Origin of the sequence: Flagellimonas aquimarina, assembly GCF_003149745.1 — a bacterium.
GTDB lineage: Bacteria > Bacteroidota > Bacteroidia > Flavobacteriales > Flavobacteriaceae > Flagellimonas > Flagellimonas aquimarina.
Genome location: NZ_QGEG01000003.1, coordinates 251,299 through 266,509 on the forward strand (window position 1 = coordinate 251,299; position 15,211 = coordinate 266,509).

Below are 15,211 nucleotides of genomic sequence, written 5' to 3' on the forward strand. Positions count from 1 at the left end.
GTTTTAAAATTCCTGAGGAACACTTACACATTTGCAAGAAGTAGCTCTTAATTTGATTCTGCCCCTGTCCTTGGCAAATGCCCAATACATTTCTTTAACCTTGTTACCGGGCATTGTAACACTGACCAATTTAATTGTTACCGTGTCATTTGGGTCTGATTCAATTACCTGTGGCAAACATTTCTTGTTCCCAGTACAGGAGTTCTCATTGCAAAATGGAATTGTTCTATGTGGATGGCCAGAAACAGAAAAACCCATGGAATTCAGCCAATCTACAATTGCTTTTCCTCTTGCATATTCATTCCCTCTATCCCAAGAGTCCGAGTACCAATCTCTTGGATATGCAGCATCATCTCCGGTATTTGGAACTTCATGCCACCCATTGCCTTCACAGCTGTTGGATATTTTTTCAGTCATGATAATATGATTAGAATTAGTTGATAAAAGTCCTTGGACTATAACAAATTAGATTAAATATTGAAAAAAAAGCTTCCAAAAAGTACATCAATGCAACTATTTGGAATTGGACCTAGAACAAAAACAAGAGTAGTATGAAAGGTAAATTGCTATTTGATACCAGCATCATACTCCGCATTGCATTTATCGATATCCTGCCCATTTTTATGGTAACATTGACACCTATCATAACAAGCTACCTTTTTTGCCTCTGCCTGCTCCGAACATGTTTTTCGGCATTCGTTGTGGGTTGTGCCTAGTTTCGGCCTACAAGAAAAACTGACAGCCATAAAAACGAATGCTGTAGCCAAATAAAAAACAGATTTTTTCATGATACTGATTTTAAATGGGGAAACGCTTTAAAAAATTTAAGGGGAATACAACAAGATACGAAATTTCTTGCAATGTTTTACAGAATCAATCGTAGTCCAAGAACCGCTTAACAGTAAATAGAGAAAAGGATAATGCAATGTATTCTTATTTTGTGAGAGAAATCTTAATCAATTTGGAAATGAAAAAATTATCTGAAATCAGCCTTTTGGCACTACTGTTTATAATTGTAATGTCTATAATATATGTTATCCCTTGGGCATTTACGAATGAAACTTGGTTTACCGGGGTCAGTTTTGAGAACACGGGGAATATAGGTGATACCATAGGGGGATTGACCGCTCCCTTTCTCAATGGTCTTTCTGCTATCCTGGTATTTTTCGCTTTCAGGGAACAGATAAAAGCCAACAAACTCTTTCACGGTATGGAACAAAAAAAAATCAACTTGGAGAAATACAATGATTTATTGTCAAAAGTTCCAGACGTCAAGACCGATCTTAAGATCGGGGCTTTTGCACAGTCCCTAAACAAGATAAGTTTGAGTAAGCTTTAAAAGAATCTTGAAAGGGTAAAACGTAAGAAACTGTCTTCCCTAAAGTTGGAAAGAATCAGTTCCACATCATCAATATCAGTAAAAACCCTAGCCTCTATTTCTGCTCGCCAGTTAGAACCAAAGCGTCTAGAGGCCTCCAAGCTAAAAATCTTGCTGCTAGATTCTAAATCTGCCACTCCCCCAATTAATATGGACGTGTCTTGAATATCATTAAAAGCCAACCTACTACCAAAGAAAACATCATTTTGCAATGCATTTAAAGAAAGTTCATCTCTTTCGTCATACAGGTATTCTCCCAACAGACCAATATCCAGTCCATTTCCATTAATATTGCTGAACGTATATTCCAATCCTGCTACCAGTGCAACAAAATCCTGCGTATCTGCATTCCTATAAATAGATTCCAGTTTCCACAGAAAAGCGTCATGCGTAATCTGCACATCTATCCCTGTCTGGTTTATTACCGGATAAAAAGACTCAATATTACCGACCGGGTCAAAGATAAATAGCGGTTCGCGCCCTGTACCATAAAAATGGGAGAGTCCAACATCGAAAACCCCAAAATAGTGTTTCCAACGTACCGCAATATCTTGTCTCCATTCTTTGGCCCCACTTTCGTAGTCAATATCATCTTGATTGATTACAGTTCCAAAGCGCAATCTTCCTTTATCTCCAGTAAACGTTCGCTTTCTATTAAAGGGCAAATAGAAAAAATCAAAAGTTCCTATTTTACTGGTAATGTAACTGTATTGAACCATAGGTTGGCCCAGTTTTTCTTCTCCATCAAAGGTTTCTACGGCATCAGTCTGGTTTATAATATCTACCAAATGATTGCTTTCCGCCACCCCCCAATAGACCTTTTTAAGCCCTACACTAAGTTCCCAGTTACTTTTAGCCTTTTGGTAGTACAACTCCCGTATATCCCAATGGGTACGTTCATCATCCCTATCCACTCTAAGAAAGCCCGTAAAATTAATACTTTCATACCCTTTATTCCATTCTATGGCATAATCTGGTCTTATGGCAATAGAAGGATAATGGTCCAATTGTCCTGTAAACTGGGCATCCTTAAAAAAATAACGGTACTCAGCCTCCAGTTCCAGTTCTAATTCCTGAACTGGCTTTTCCTCTTGCTGGGCGCTAACTGAAAAGGCACCCATAAAAAGTATACCTGCTAAAACATGCAGCGGTTTATTCATTCTTGCACCTGATAAAATATGGTTAAAAAACAAGGCCAAGGTATTTACAAGCTTTACACTATCACACCCCAAAGCTCATTAAAGAGAGTACCCTGGCTTTGATACAACTTTTCTATACAAAACTTTGCAGCAAACTAGCTGCCTGCTCTTTTTAATGCTACTTCTGTAAAATCTTCTTCTGCCAGTTCTGCCCCAAAATTATACTCCCCAAATTTTAACAGCGTTTCTTTATTGCTTTGGTGATTGACCATGGTAAAGGTTGCTGCCCTCCAAAATTTATTTTTATACAGCTTATAATCACTATAGGTCAATGTCTTCAATAATGCGTTTTTTCTATCATAAAACTCTATTTTTTCTAGCCTATACCCCTTATTCTGATTATAGGTTACCATTCTTCTTGTATAACCAGACTTAGGATCAACTGGGTCTTGTTCTACAACCAAAAAGTCGCCTTCTTCCTTTATAAACTTGTAAGCGTATTTCTCTATTTCTTGAGAAGACAAATCCTCGTAGGCAAATTCACTGCCCACAAAAGGACCGGATTTGTTGTTAGAGGAGATTCTTTTCACTCTTTTAATGGAAGGCAGGTACAACCATTGATCATCTGTACCAATTTTATGGGTAAACGTAAGGGTCGCCGTTCCTTTCACATCTTTTGGACTCTCAAAAACAATCAAGGATTTATCACCATCCGTCGTTAATTCTAAGGTGCGGGTAGTTAAAAAACGCTCACTTGTTTGTCCATTTTTATTTTTGAGGGTCATTTTCAAGTCCACAATTGAACTTCCAAATCCTTCATCTGCCTTTTCAGCTGCCTTTGCTATTTGCAAACCACGCTCTTCATTTGATTGTGCATTAATACCAGAAATAGCAAGTATCAAAGCAGTTATTGAGGTAAAAAACTTTATTTTTTTCATTTTGTAAATTGTTTGTGTTTATAATTTCTATTTGTCCAATTGCACTTGCATTTTGGATTTTCTTACGGGCTCCTCTTTCTCTTTGCTGACCAAAATCAATAATGAAGGCAAGAGAATAAAATCAATAATTAATGCTGCTATAATGATGATTACGGTAATTCTGGCCATATAGCTGTTTAGCGCAAAAGAAGATGTTGAAAGCACTATGAAACCTGCCAAAAGAACCACCGTAGTAGTCACCAAAGCCTTACCAACAGTTTCAAAGGCATAAATGATAGCCGCTTTTGCGTCATATCCCAATTCTCTTCGAGCACGTAAAAACTTGCTCATAAAGTGAACGGTGTCATCCACAATGATTCCTAAGGTCATTCCAAAAACGATTACCATACCTGTATTAATTGTTCCTTTTAACAAGTACCATAGGCCAAAGCCTACCAATACAGGAGCAACATTGGGTATAATACTCAATAACCCAAGTTTAAAATTCCTTAAGGCTATCATTAGGACGAGTGAAATTAGAATGAGTGCGATAATATTTCCTTTAAACATACTATCTGCCTGACGGAAACCTAGTTTGGAAAACATTAGAGTAGGACTTACGGCAAGTGCGTGCATGGATTCCGGTGCGTTATCCTTCAACCAGTTTTCCGACCGTTCTGCAAAGGCAATCATTTCTGCACTTGAGTTGTTCTCAAGGGTAACAGTAACCCTAGATTCTGATTTATCCACATTGATTTGATTATTCAAATCCAGGCCAAAAGGAAGTGAAAGCTCATACAGCAAAAGATACTGGGCAGCTTCTTCCCTATTCTCCGGTACTTTGTAAAAAGATTCATTGTCTCCGTGCATAGAGCGGTTTACCCTTCTGGCAACCTCACTAAAGGCGTTTACATGAACAACTTCTGGTTGATCTTCCAACCAATCTTCAAATTCATTTAGTTTTTGTAAGTACCGAGGGTCGTTGATTCCTCCACTTTCTCCGCTACCTATGGAAAACTCAACATTGTAAAACCCAGTAAGGTTTTCGTTTATGAAATCACTGTCCTGTCTAAATTGAACGGTAGTATCAAAATATTCCACAAACTCATCATTGAACACGTTTTTCCTTGCCAAAAAAGTAAGCAGTCCTATAACCACTATGGAAATCACGGTCAGTTTAACTGGCTGTCTAACCACAAACATCCCCAAATTAGTGTACCAACCTAATTTACCATCCTTTTGTTCCTTCACTTTTTTAGATTTCCATATTGGAAAGATTGCCATTAATGCAGGTAATGTGGTCGTTGAAAATAAAAAGGCCATGCACATACCAAAGGCAACAATGTTTCCTAGATCCCAAAAGGGAGGTACGTCTCCATAATTTAGGGTTAAAAATCCTATGACCGTGGTTAAGCTGGTGATGAACACTGGCATAAAATTTAATCGCATAGATTCAACCAAAGCTTCTTTCTTTTCCAATCCGTCTTTGCGAACTTTTTGAAGATATGTGATAAGGATATGTATGCTATCCGCAACTGCCAAAGTCAATATCATAGTGGGAAAAACAGCTGAGGGGGGTGTCAACTTAATTCCATTTAACCCTATGAAACCCACTGCACTCATAATCGAGAACAGTACAACAAACAAAGTTGCTATGGTGGCAAAAATGTTTCTAGTGAGTACCAATGTAACCACAACAACAATCAACAACATTAACACGGTAAGCATTAAATCTTTCTGAGATGATTCAAAAAATGCAGTGTTCAATGGAACCAATCCGGTCGTATAAACATCGAATTCTGCATGCTTTTCTTGAAACTTGGAAATCATCTCTCTGGTTGCGATAGTCACTTCTGGAATTTCAGCGGCACTATTTTCCCCTGGCAGACGAACGGTAACGTTAATAGCAGTGACACTTCCTTCTTTATTAATGATCCTATGAACCAACAAGGGCTCCTTAAGTGCCTTTTCCTTAATCTCAAGAATTTCGGCATCTGTTTTAGTAGCTGAGTTGTAGGAAAGGTCATCAACATAAAGGTCATCTTCATTTGCGCTTGTATGCTGAAAATTAGTCACTGCATCCACTCTAGATGAGTAAGGGGTGTTCCAAGCATCTGCAGTCAATTCCTCTATGGCAATAAGGTTATTTCTGGTAAAAACGTTTCCGTTTTTAGGAGCAAGAACAATGATGATATTGTCATCTTTTGTGTATTTTTCTTGGAGTGCATCAAATGCTTCTAGTTCTGGGTTAGATTCACTAAAAAAGACGTGATAATCTCCGTCAAATTCCATTTTGCCTTGAGACCCAAGCCCCATGGCCAATAAAATGGTCAATAATAGAACCGGCCATTTAAATTTAATTACAAAGTTGGCCCAGTTCTTAGCGAATGCATTGGTTGCATTTTTCGTTTTTTGGATTGCGTTCATTTATTTAAGGTTTGTTAATATGTTTGTTTTAGACGATTTACATTGTTTTTAATTGGACAATTATTTTTGGTTTTTTAAGTATAGTTGGCTGGTCAACTTTAAAATATGGTGATTGAATCCATAATTTGTTTAAACACAAACAACTAATAGATGACTGGTCATCTATTAGTTGTTTCAAAAAAAATTAATTAAGTATAAGCGTTCGTATCATTTTCATGAAATTATCAATAGGATAAGAACTATCTTGTTCTTTCATTGAGACCATTGCCCCTCTGCCCGCATCCTCCATAAAGGCAACCAAATTAGTTGCTTCTATATCGGGGTTAATTTCATCGTTTTCTTGTCCTTCAATAACTACGGATGTTATATGGGAATTCACAATCTCAGTTTTCATTTGTACTGCCAAACGAATTTCTTCGTTATGTTCCGCCATTTCGTTAACCAGATTACACCCCATGCATCCCATTTTACAGTCAAACTCCTCCTTTAACACTTTAGTGCGATACTCATAAAAGTTCAAAATTCGATGTTTGGGGGAAACTGTCTTATCCTTAAGAATTTCCAATGCTGGAGGAAACATTGTGTCAAAATACTTACCAATGGCTTTTACAGTAAAGTCTTCTTTACTTTTAAAATAGAAGTAAAATGAACCTTTAGGAACACCGGCTGCCTGGACAATATCATTTACACTAGTGGCATTGTACCCTTTTGACCAAAGGATTTCCATCCCTTTTTCAAGAAGTGCATCACTCTTTTGTTCTCCTTTTATTGTTTTAATTTCCATTGAAGGACCAAATATATGACCAGTCGTCTAGTTTAACAAAACTAAACTCAAATTTTAACACTTTATTGGAATTTCAACACTTCCTCAAAAAACTTTTCCGTCTCCTTTTTAACTGAAACCAAATCTTTGGAAGTAATGGAGGAGGTCATTACATGATCTCCCACATTTGAGAAAGCAACCTTTCTTTTTAAATTGGTTGCGGTTCCCAGTTCCTCGTACATTTCTAACATGGCCGGTACAGATACAACATTGTCCTGTATCGAATCATTTTTATAAAAGTAACCTAGAAAAACAGGTTGCGTTACTTTTTGAAAAGTCTCTGGTACCATTGTATTATCCACCAACGCTTGTAAATGTGTCAAAGCTTCCACTCTATATTTATTAGTCCAGTATTTTCTCTTCTCTTCACTAGCTTCAAACTCATGATAATCACTCTTTTTAACCGCTCTTGCCAAATTTACTCCCCATGGACCCGCCAAAAGCTTCGCATTTTTGTCATATATCTCAATATTGGGCGAATACAAAAGAATTCCCGCTATGTCTTGATCGCCTCCTGCAAGGTGCAATGCTAGTGTACCTCCTGTTGATGTGGCCATTATGATTACCTTGTTCCCTAGCTGTTTTGCAACAGCTATAGCCTCTTTTGCGGAGTCTAACACTTCATTGGCTGTTAAATTGAGCATTGCCTCTTCCTCATTTAATCCATGCCCTGCTAAACGAGGTAAATATAAATTACAACCATAGCGCTTGGCGGTATCCAAGTGCAATGGGTTTCCTTCCATCCTACTCGCAGACCACCCATGAAGATATACAATGCTATACTCCGTTTTTGATGGGATACTATCAAACCAAATAATCTTTGCATTGTTTTCAGGTTTTATATTGGTGGTGGCCTCTTCCTTTTTATGTATCCATTTTTCCAATTCAACCAAATCTGAACTTACTTCTGGCAGTACTTTATCCAAGTTTGGTTTTTCCACTTTTGGACCAAAAGCGTAAACAACAGCTACAATGGCAATAATAAGGGCAAGGGCTTTGAGGGTTTTAAGAAGTATTTTCATTTAAACAATTTTGTGTCTATTGTACCCTAAAGAACGTATTTTTCAAGGAGTAACATAAATATACTATTTTAGACAGATGTACATTTACCTTTCATGTCAAAACTAAAGATTCTTCTTAAAAACCTAGGGCCAGGATTGTTATTTGCAAGTATGGCCATAGGCACTTCACATTTGGTATTATCAACAAAAGCAGGCGCACAATACGGTTGGGTCATGGTTATCCCCATACTGCTTGCAAACATATTGAAATATCCTTTTTTTGAGTTTGGAATACGTTACACTTCGGTTACTGAAAAAAGTTTGGTACAAGGCTACTTGAATTTGGGCAGAAAATATCTTTGGATCTATGCTTTTGTGACCATTGTGTCTACATTCACAATTTTGGCCGCGTTGTATGTAGTCACCGCCGGACTCTTCATGAATTTGTTTAATATTTCCGCAATGGGAGTAAGCGCGATAGCCCTTTGTCTTTTTGCCTTTATAAGCGCTATCCTGATAATAGGCCGGTATCAATTTCTAGAGAATTCTTTAAAAGCGGTTATTTCCATTCTGTTCATCGCTTTGATCATTACTACTGTGCTAGTGCTACAAAAGGGACCCGTACCCAATATAGAAGCATTCCAAAGACCTGAAATTTTCAATGAAGTGGGCATACTTTTCTTAATAGGACTTATGGGTTGGATGCCAACAGCCGTTGAAGCTTCTGGATGGGTGAGTCTTTGGAGCATGGAAAATTTGAAAACCATGAAAGAAAAGCCTTCTTTAAAGCTTGCTCTTCAAGAATTTAATGTGGGATACATCTTAACGGCACTGCTCGCTGTTTTCTTTTTAATCATTGGATGGATGACCTTATATGTCACGGGAACTGAACTTAGTGGAAGTGCGGTCATTTTTGCCGATCAGGTTGTAAGCTTGTTCACTGTTCATATTGGCAGTTGGGCATATATCTTAATTGCAATCGCTGCCTTTGCTACTATGTTCAGTACTTGTATGACTGCTCATGATGCAGTGTCCAGAGTGAGCATAGATGTTCTGGAGAAACTTTTCCCTCATAAAAAAGCGCTTAAGAACAAAAATACATTTGCCATGGCTGTTTTAATTATGGCTTTGATCAATTGGGTGGTTATTTCTGTATTTGGTGCCAACATGGCCAATCTTGTCGCGCTTGCCACATTTGTTTCTTTTGTTATGGCCCCACTAATTGGATGGATGAACCTTAAAACGGTAATGGGGAAAGATGTTCCGAAAGAACATAGACCAAAAATGGGGTTAAAAATATTAACCTATCTAGGCATATTTTTCTTATCCCTTTTTGCACTATACTATTGTTGGATGGTATTAAATTGATTTAATCGAAAAGAACATTGTCATTAAGAATTACAATCATTGATCTTTGGTTTTGCTTGTGTAATACTTCCAAACAGAAAACCCCATTAGTACAATTATTCAAAATTTTATCCTCACCATAGCCAATGGAATAGATTATGTTAGAAGATGGCACTCCATTTTGAATTAAATATTTTTTAATAGCATCTGAACGGCTCTGTGTCAATCTAAAATTAGTGCTGCTACCTCCCCTACTGTCCGTATAGGTCTCTATTCGAAGTTGTACGGATGGAAAATCCCTTACAAATAGCACAACTTTATCAAGTTCTGTTTCTATTTCCGGAGTTAGTTGAGATGCGCTTCTTCCAAAGAAGAATTTTTCAAGTTTTACAACAGCTTGCCCCTCTTTTTCTTCAACTAAATCATCATATGATGAAATACTAATATCATAATTTATACTTTCTTCTCCATCCAATTCCTTTTCTGTAAAGCGTTTTGTAAACATGGAATACCTTTCTTTTGAAGATTCCAATACTAACTCTTTTTCCCAAGGAATCTCCAATCTATAATTTCCTTCATCATCAGTATATGTTTCAGCCAACATGTTACCATTTATATCCCATAGTCTTACGGCTGCCTTATCAACAAACTTGGATTTTTTAACATGCTTTACTACCTTTCCTTTTAAGGCAATAGTTTTAAGCCCTGGTTTCTTATCCACCTTGAATCCATACAAATCGTCTTTACCCTTTCCGCCAGGTCTATTTGATGAAAAATATCCTAAAAGCCCGTCCCCATCGTTCCTCATTATTAAACCAAAATCATCATCGGAAGAGTTAATACCCATTCCAAGATTAATAGGAATACTAAATGTACCCCCATCAATATTGGACCTGTAAATATCCATTCCGCCAAGTCCGTAAAAAACATCCGAAGAGAAATAGAAACTATCTTCAAAAATGTAAGGAGCAATTTCATTTCCAGCTGAGTTTATCCTAGGACCTAAATTTATAGGCGCCGACATTATCTGCCCCCTATTGGTGTGAACAAAATAAATATCTGTGCCTCCAAAGCCATCATCAAAATTGGCGGCGAAATATAGTCTTTCCGTCTTTTCATCATAAAAAGGATAGTAAAAAGAAGTGCTTAAATCTTTAAGTAACAACTGAAACCTTCCATCCTTTACCTGCATCCCTATTGCCAGTGCATTTTTTCCATTCTCATCAAAAGAGAGTTCTCCATCCTCCGAATTGGACAATACATAAAAAATACTTCTCAAGGCCTGTGAATAATAAGGTGTCGCCTTATGGTAGTTAGAGCTGGTAATTCCGGAAAAAGGTATTGCAGTTGATATTTGACCATTGCTTTGTAACCCAGCTTCATAAATATTTAAATACCCCTCATTTGCTGGAACATATCTTCGCTTTGTATCTTGTAATCTTCCACTTGAAAATAATAACTGCCCTCCATAAAACGAGGGTGAGAAATCTGACTGCGGACTATTGCCATTTAAGTTGAAAATTTGAAAATCCATCCCACCATTTGTATTGCTATCCTCCAATAGTTGAGTGTTAAATTCCAAATTCTCTAAAAACTCCTTTTGAAAGCTAGAAGACATTGTTGCCAAAAATGCCTGTTTCCTCTCCTTTTTAGTGGTTTTTGACAAGCTTTGCATCATTTTATTAAAATGGTGATTACTCATCAAAGTATCCTTCTTGTATAAAGAAAGATAGGCGTCTGAAGCTTTTTCAAAATTATTTGTCTTGAAGTAGGCATCTGCTAAGTTCAAAAACTGTTGTTCCGATAGTGTACCATTTTTTAAATCCAGCTCATAAGCGCTTATTGCGTTTTTATAGTCATACTGAAAAAAGTAATCATCCCCTTTGGAACTTTTACTTTGAGCAAAGCAAAAGGCAATACCCAAAAAGTAACCCAATAGTGTAGTACTTATATTTTTTGCTTTTTTCATATTAGAAAAATCTTGGGGAATCTATTTGCTTTGGTTTACCTTTTAGTTTTTTGCTTTTATTTTTTGTTTTGGAACCTCCGCTTCCAAAACCACCTCGTCCAATATAAAATTTTAGTATTGCTTCATGAGAGCCTCCGCTAAACTCTCCTAGTCCATTCGTGTTGTAATCATACGAGTACCCTAAAAACAACCCATTAGAAACCTGAATGCCCGCTAAACCGCTAACTGCATTGTCAAATCTATAGGAAGCACCTATCGTGAGAGCATCTATAAATTGAAAATTTGCGGATAGATTTACATTTACTGGAGATCCTTCAAGATAGTTCACTAAAAATGCTGGCTTAAACTTAGTTCTGTCCGATAATTGAAAAACATATCCGCCAATTACATTGAACTGCATATTATCTTCAACTATAGTTGCCACTTCGTCATTGTACAATCCATTGGTTAAAAAATTGGGAACAGAAACTCCCATGTACCAATCCTCCTCGTAAAGAAAGAGTCCTGCACCAACGGTTGGGTAAAAATCATTTAAATTTTCACCCAGTATTGTTGGGTCTGATGGGTCATCAAGAGTCCCTTCGGAATAGTCCAAGCTTAAAAGTGACCCTCCGGCCGCCAGCCCAAAGGATAGTTTTGTTATCTCTGAAATATTGATCTGGTACGAATATGCCAGGTTGATAAACGTCTGAGTTGAAGGCCCCAGTTCATCGTGCACCACATTAAGGCCCAGCCCCGTTTTTTCATTTGCAAATGGAATATTCACACCAAAGCGCATTGTAGTTGGCGCACCGGGAATATCAACCCATTGCGCTCTATACAATCCAGCAACTTCAGCGGACTCTACAGTTCCAACATACGCAGGATTAAAACTTCCAATATTGTACATGTATTGTGTATACTGGGGCTCTTTTTGAGCCAGGGAAATGCCCATAATTCCAATCAGCAGTAAGCCAAATATCCAATATGTTTTTAAACCAATTTTATTTGGCATGTTTCATTTATCTTATAATTTGAATCCAACCTTTTACAATTTCAACACCATCTCCATTAAGGTCTAAAATATAAAAATAGGTGCCCTTTGGTAAATTACCGCTACTACCTGTTCCATCCCAAGAGCTATCGTAACCTTGCATCTCAAAGACACTATTTCCATAGCGATCAAATACCTCAAGTTTGTTGCTTGGAAAAAGCTCATGTTGTACAAGCTTAAGAGTGTCATTTTTCGTATCCCCATTTGGAGAAAAAATATTACACAAGGTCCCGGGATCCTGACAGGGACTTTGATTCACCTGAACAGCAACCATTGCCGTGTTGTTGGAATCCACAACATCTATTGGAAATGAAGAAGCTATTGTTACGGTATTCTGAAGCTGCCCCGAAGTGGTGACGGTTACAGTAATTTCTAAAATAACACTTTCCTGAGGCATTAATTCGGCAATGGACCAAACTCCCGTAGTTTGATCATATAACCCTTTTGATGCGGTATGGGAAATATATTGAAACCCATTTCCAATCAAGTCATTGACAAGAATATCCAATACCCTATCCATTGTTGTGTTTTCAAGGGTAATAGTAAAGATTATATTACTTTGCAATAATGGTGTATCATTATCAACTTCTTTTGTAATTGCCAAATCAATAGATTCAGGATTACAAGCTGGAGTCAAAAAAGGATCGCAACTATCAAGAGGATTCGTGGCGTTTTCTGGAACCGCTGTTGTACTTGGATCATCAACCACCAATACCTCTTCACCATCTGTTAAACCATCACCATCTGTATCAGGATTGTTAGGGTTTGTACCTAAATCATTTTCTTCTCCATCCGTTAAACCATCATTATCAGAATCTACAATACAATTGCTTACTGAAATAGTTACTTGCACAGAACTGTTAACACAAGGTGCGCCAGCTCCATTTGTAGTGTATTCAAACACGTAATTACCAGAAGGTAAACTTTCAAAATCCACATTATTATCTGAACCTATTGATAGAGTTCCTCCAGATGGATCAGTAATAATTGCCCATATTCCAGAATCTTCACCTGTTAGTGTATCATCCAAATCTATGATTGTTGGGCCACCATTTCCTGCTGCATTGCATGCCAAGGTATTACTTGGTGTTCCCGGTGAAGGTATTTGATTTACAGTAGCAAGTACTTCTGATCTTACTGAAGAACACCCATTAGCAGTAGTTTCCACAAAAAAGGATGTAGTTGTTGAAATTGATGGTGTCTCAAAAGATTCGCCAGTTCCTAAAACAGCCCCACCACTTGCACTAGCGTACCAACTTAAAAGACTCCCGTCACTTACTGAGGCAGTTAACGTTAGTGTACCATCTCCACAACGAGTATCTCCTGTGGTACTATCAATAGTTGGCGTTACATTTAAAAGCAATGAAACCGTCAGTACAGGACTCGCACAATTGTTTGCGACATCGAAAAAGAAACCAAAATAAGATCCCGGGGCCGACACAATGTTGCTTCTGTGTGCAATAGTCGCCAAGGGATCAGGGTCAGTACTCCAAGTAAGCACACTTCCTGCTGGTGGCGCATTGGTTACATAATCATTTAAATCCGCAGCAACAACATCGCAGAACTCGGTAGGCTGAGAAGTATCCAAACTAGGTGCCGTGGTTCCCGCATCACAAGGAATTGCACAATCAATTACGGTAACAGTTAAATCAACTGTTTGGTCCACACAAGGTGGGCTCGCTACAGATGTAGTATATGTAAAGGTATAATCCCCTAAAGGCTGTCCATTAAAGTTTACAATATTGCTAGCGTTAATGGTAATAGAAGCTCCTCCTGGACTGCCAGTTAAAGACCAACTACCTGCATCTGCTCCTGTTAATTGATCATCTAAATCTACTACGCTATCCCCTTCACCTGAATTATCGCAAGTAGCAATGTTAGTTGTTGTACCCGGTGAAGGTGTTGTATTTTGTGTTAATGTAACACTGAAAGTTGAACTAGTACAGTCATTTAATGCATCATAGAAAAAACCAAAATAGGTGCCCTCTGAACTTACTGTACTGGTTGGCAAATAAGTACCACTATTGGAAATATCTGCGCTAGCATTCCAACGCAAGTCTGATCCAGCTGGTGGAACACTCATCGTATACAAATCGAGGTCTTGTGAAAATGCATCACAAAAAGTCGAAAGTACCGAACCGTCAAGTACTGGTGCTGCATTTCCCGCAGCGCAAGTATCATCATTGTTTATCGTTACAGTTGCTGTATCTGATATATCAACGGTTAATGCAGTTGATCCTAGGCTTCCCATTGAGACAATTAACGTTTCATTCAATTCTATAATAGCATCCACTGTTGGTGTTATTACAAAATTCACCATTTCGCCAGCAGTTCCTGTAAAAATGAGAGTCTGTAAAATCCCAGTATAATCATTATCCGCTAAGGTTGCTGAACCATCAGCAGAAGAAACCTGTACCGTAAAACCTCCTGCAACAGCATTGTCTAAAGTGGCTGTTACTGTAATATCTCCTCCATCTTCCGCTCCGCTTGCATTTGCAATGGTGACGGCGGCATTATCATCATTGTTTATCGTCCCAAGGCCCGTATCGTCCGTAAGGGTCGCGTTAACAGGGGCGCTCAGTACTACCGAGAACGTCTCGTTGGCCTCCACCGTCGTGTCACCGTTGACCTGGACCGTANTCCACAGGGAATACCAGGAAACGATGGAGCCGATGGAGCACCGGGACCACAAGGAATACAGGGGATACCAGGGAATGACGGAGCCGATGGAGCACCGGGACCACAGGGAATACCAGGGAACGACGGAGCTGACGGAGCACCGGGTCCACAGGGAATACCAGGAAACGATGGAGCTGACGGAGCACCAGGTCCACAAGGAATACCAGGAAACGATGGAGCCGATGGAGCACCGGGACCACAGGGAATACCAGGGAATGACGGAGCCGACGGAGCACCGGGTCCGGCAGGGCCAATAGGTCCACAAGGAGTACCAGGAAACGATGGAGCCGATGGGGCACCGGGCCCACAAGGAATACAGGGGATACCAGGGAACGACGGAGCCGACGGGGCGCCGGGTCCACAAGGAATACCAGGGAATGATGGAGCTGATGGAGCACCGGGACCACAGGGAATACAGGGGATACCAGGAAACGACGGAGCTGACGGAGCACCGGGACCACAGGGAATACCAGGAAACGACGGAGCCGATGGGGCACC

General features: G+C 38.8%; 13 protein-coding genes. 4 read left to right on the forward strand and 9 right to left on the reverse strand.

The features are described from left to right. Positions 1–3: 3 nt before the first annotated feature. On the reverse strand, positions 4–417 hold the full coding sequence (locus tag DKG77_RS14355; protein ID WP_109664355.1) for a hypothetical protein: 414 nt from the start codon (positions 415–417) through the stop codon (positions 4–6). Between the two features lie 550 nt (positions 418–967). On the opposite strand from DKG77_RS14355, the gene DKG77_RS14365 reads away from it, so the two are divergent. After that, positions 968–1,339, forward strand: a complete 372-nt coding sequence (locus tag DKG77_RS14365; RefSeq protein WP_109664361.1) for a hypothetical protein — start codon at positions 968–970, stop codon at positions 1,337–1,339. On the opposite strand, the gene DKG77_RS14370 is transcribed toward DKG77_RS14365, so the two are convergent. The 5 genes from DKG77_RS14370 to DKG77_RS14390 all read right to left on the reverse strand — a co-directional run bounded on the left by DKG77_RS14370 (position 1,336) and on the right by DKG77_RS14390 (position 7,706). Next, the gene (locus tag DKG77_RS14370; RefSeq protein ID WP_133248462.1) at positions 1,336–2,538 is read right to left on the reverse strand and encodes a hypothetical protein; all 1,203 of its coding nucleotides are present in this window, start codon (positions 2,536–2,538) and stop codon (positions 1,336–1,338) included. The genes DKG77_RS14365 and DKG77_RS14370 overlap by 4 nt on opposite strands. A gap of 134 nt (positions 2,539–2,672) precedes the next feature. Continuing rightward, positions 2,673–3,455 (reverse strand): outer membrane lipoprotein-sorting protein, encoded by a 783-nt coding sequence (locus DKG77_RS14375; protein WP_109664366.1) that lies wholly within the window; start codon positions 3,453–3,455, stop codon positions 2,673–2,675. Positions 3,456–3,482: 27 nt separating this feature from the next. Further along, on the reverse strand, positions 3,483–5,861 hold the full coding sequence (locus tag DKG77_RS14380; protein ID WP_109664370.1) for an efflux RND transporter permease subunit: 2,379 nt from the start codon (positions 5,859–5,861) through the stop codon (positions 3,483–3,485). Between the two features lie 184 nt (positions 5,862–6,045). After that, a complete protein-coding gene (locus DKG77_RS14385; protein WP_109664373.1) occupies positions 6,046–6,645 on the reverse strand; it encodes a TetR/AcrR family transcriptional regulator in 600 nt (199 codons plus the stop codon). A 62-nt stretch (positions 6,646–6,707) separates the two neighbouring features. Then, positions 6,708–7,706, reverse strand: coding sequence for an alpha/beta hydrolase (locus DKG77_RS14390; RefSeq protein WP_109664376.1), 999 nt, complete (start codon positions 7,704–7,706; stop codon positions 6,708–6,710). Positions 7,707–7,799: 93 nt separating this feature from the next. On the opposite strand from DKG77_RS14390, the gene DKG77_RS14395 reads away from it, so the two are divergent. After that, positions 7,800–9,053 carry an NRAMP family divalent metal transporter gene (locus tag DKG77_RS14395; RefSeq protein WP_109664379.1) on the forward strand — a complete coding sequence of 418 codons (1,254 nt, stop codon included), beginning with the start codon at positions 7,800–7,802 and terminating at the stop codon, positions 9,051–9,053. Between the two features lies 1 nt (position 9,054). Here DKG77_RS14395 and DKG77_RS14400 read toward each other — a convergent pair whose 3' ends face one another. Genes DKG77_RS14400 through DKG77_RS14410 form a run of 3 tightly spaced genes read right to left on the reverse strand, consistent with a single transcriptional unit; the run spans position 9,055 to position 14,645 of the window. After that, entirely contained in the window at positions 9,055–11,001 is a 1,947-nt protein-coding gene (locus DKG77_RS14400) for an OmpA family protein (RefSeq protein WP_109664381.1), read from the reverse strand. Between the two features lies 1 nt (position 11,002). After that, positions 11,003–11,995, reverse strand: coding sequence for a PorP/SprF family type IX secretion system membrane protein (locus tag DKG77_RS14405; protein WP_109664384.1), 993 nt, complete (start codon positions 11,993–11,995; stop codon positions 11,003–11,005). Between the two features lie 7 nt (positions 11,996–12,002). Next, positions 12,003–14,645: a T9SS type B sorting domain-containing protein gene (locus DKG77_RS14410; RefSeq protein WP_165819402.1), complete on the reverse strand. Its 2,643-nt coding sequence runs from the start codon at positions 14,643–14,645 to the stop codon at positions 12,003–12,005. Positions 14,646–14,706: 61 nt separating this feature from the next. On the opposite strand from DKG77_RS14410, the gene DKG77_RS17245 reads away from it, so the two are divergent. Together DKG77_RS17245 and DKG77_RS17250 are read left to right on the forward strand one after the other, a co-directional pair. After that, complete coding sequence (locus tag DKG77_RS17245; protein ID WP_165819403.1) at positions 14,707–14,970, forward strand: hypothetical protein; 264 nt, start codon at positions 14,707–14,709, stop codon at positions 14,968–14,970. A gap of 33 nt (positions 14,971–15,003) precedes the next feature. After that, positions 15,004–15,211: hypothetical protein (locus DKG77_RS17250; protein ID WP_207785466.1), on the forward strand; the 208-nt coding region annotated here is incomplete at its 3' end.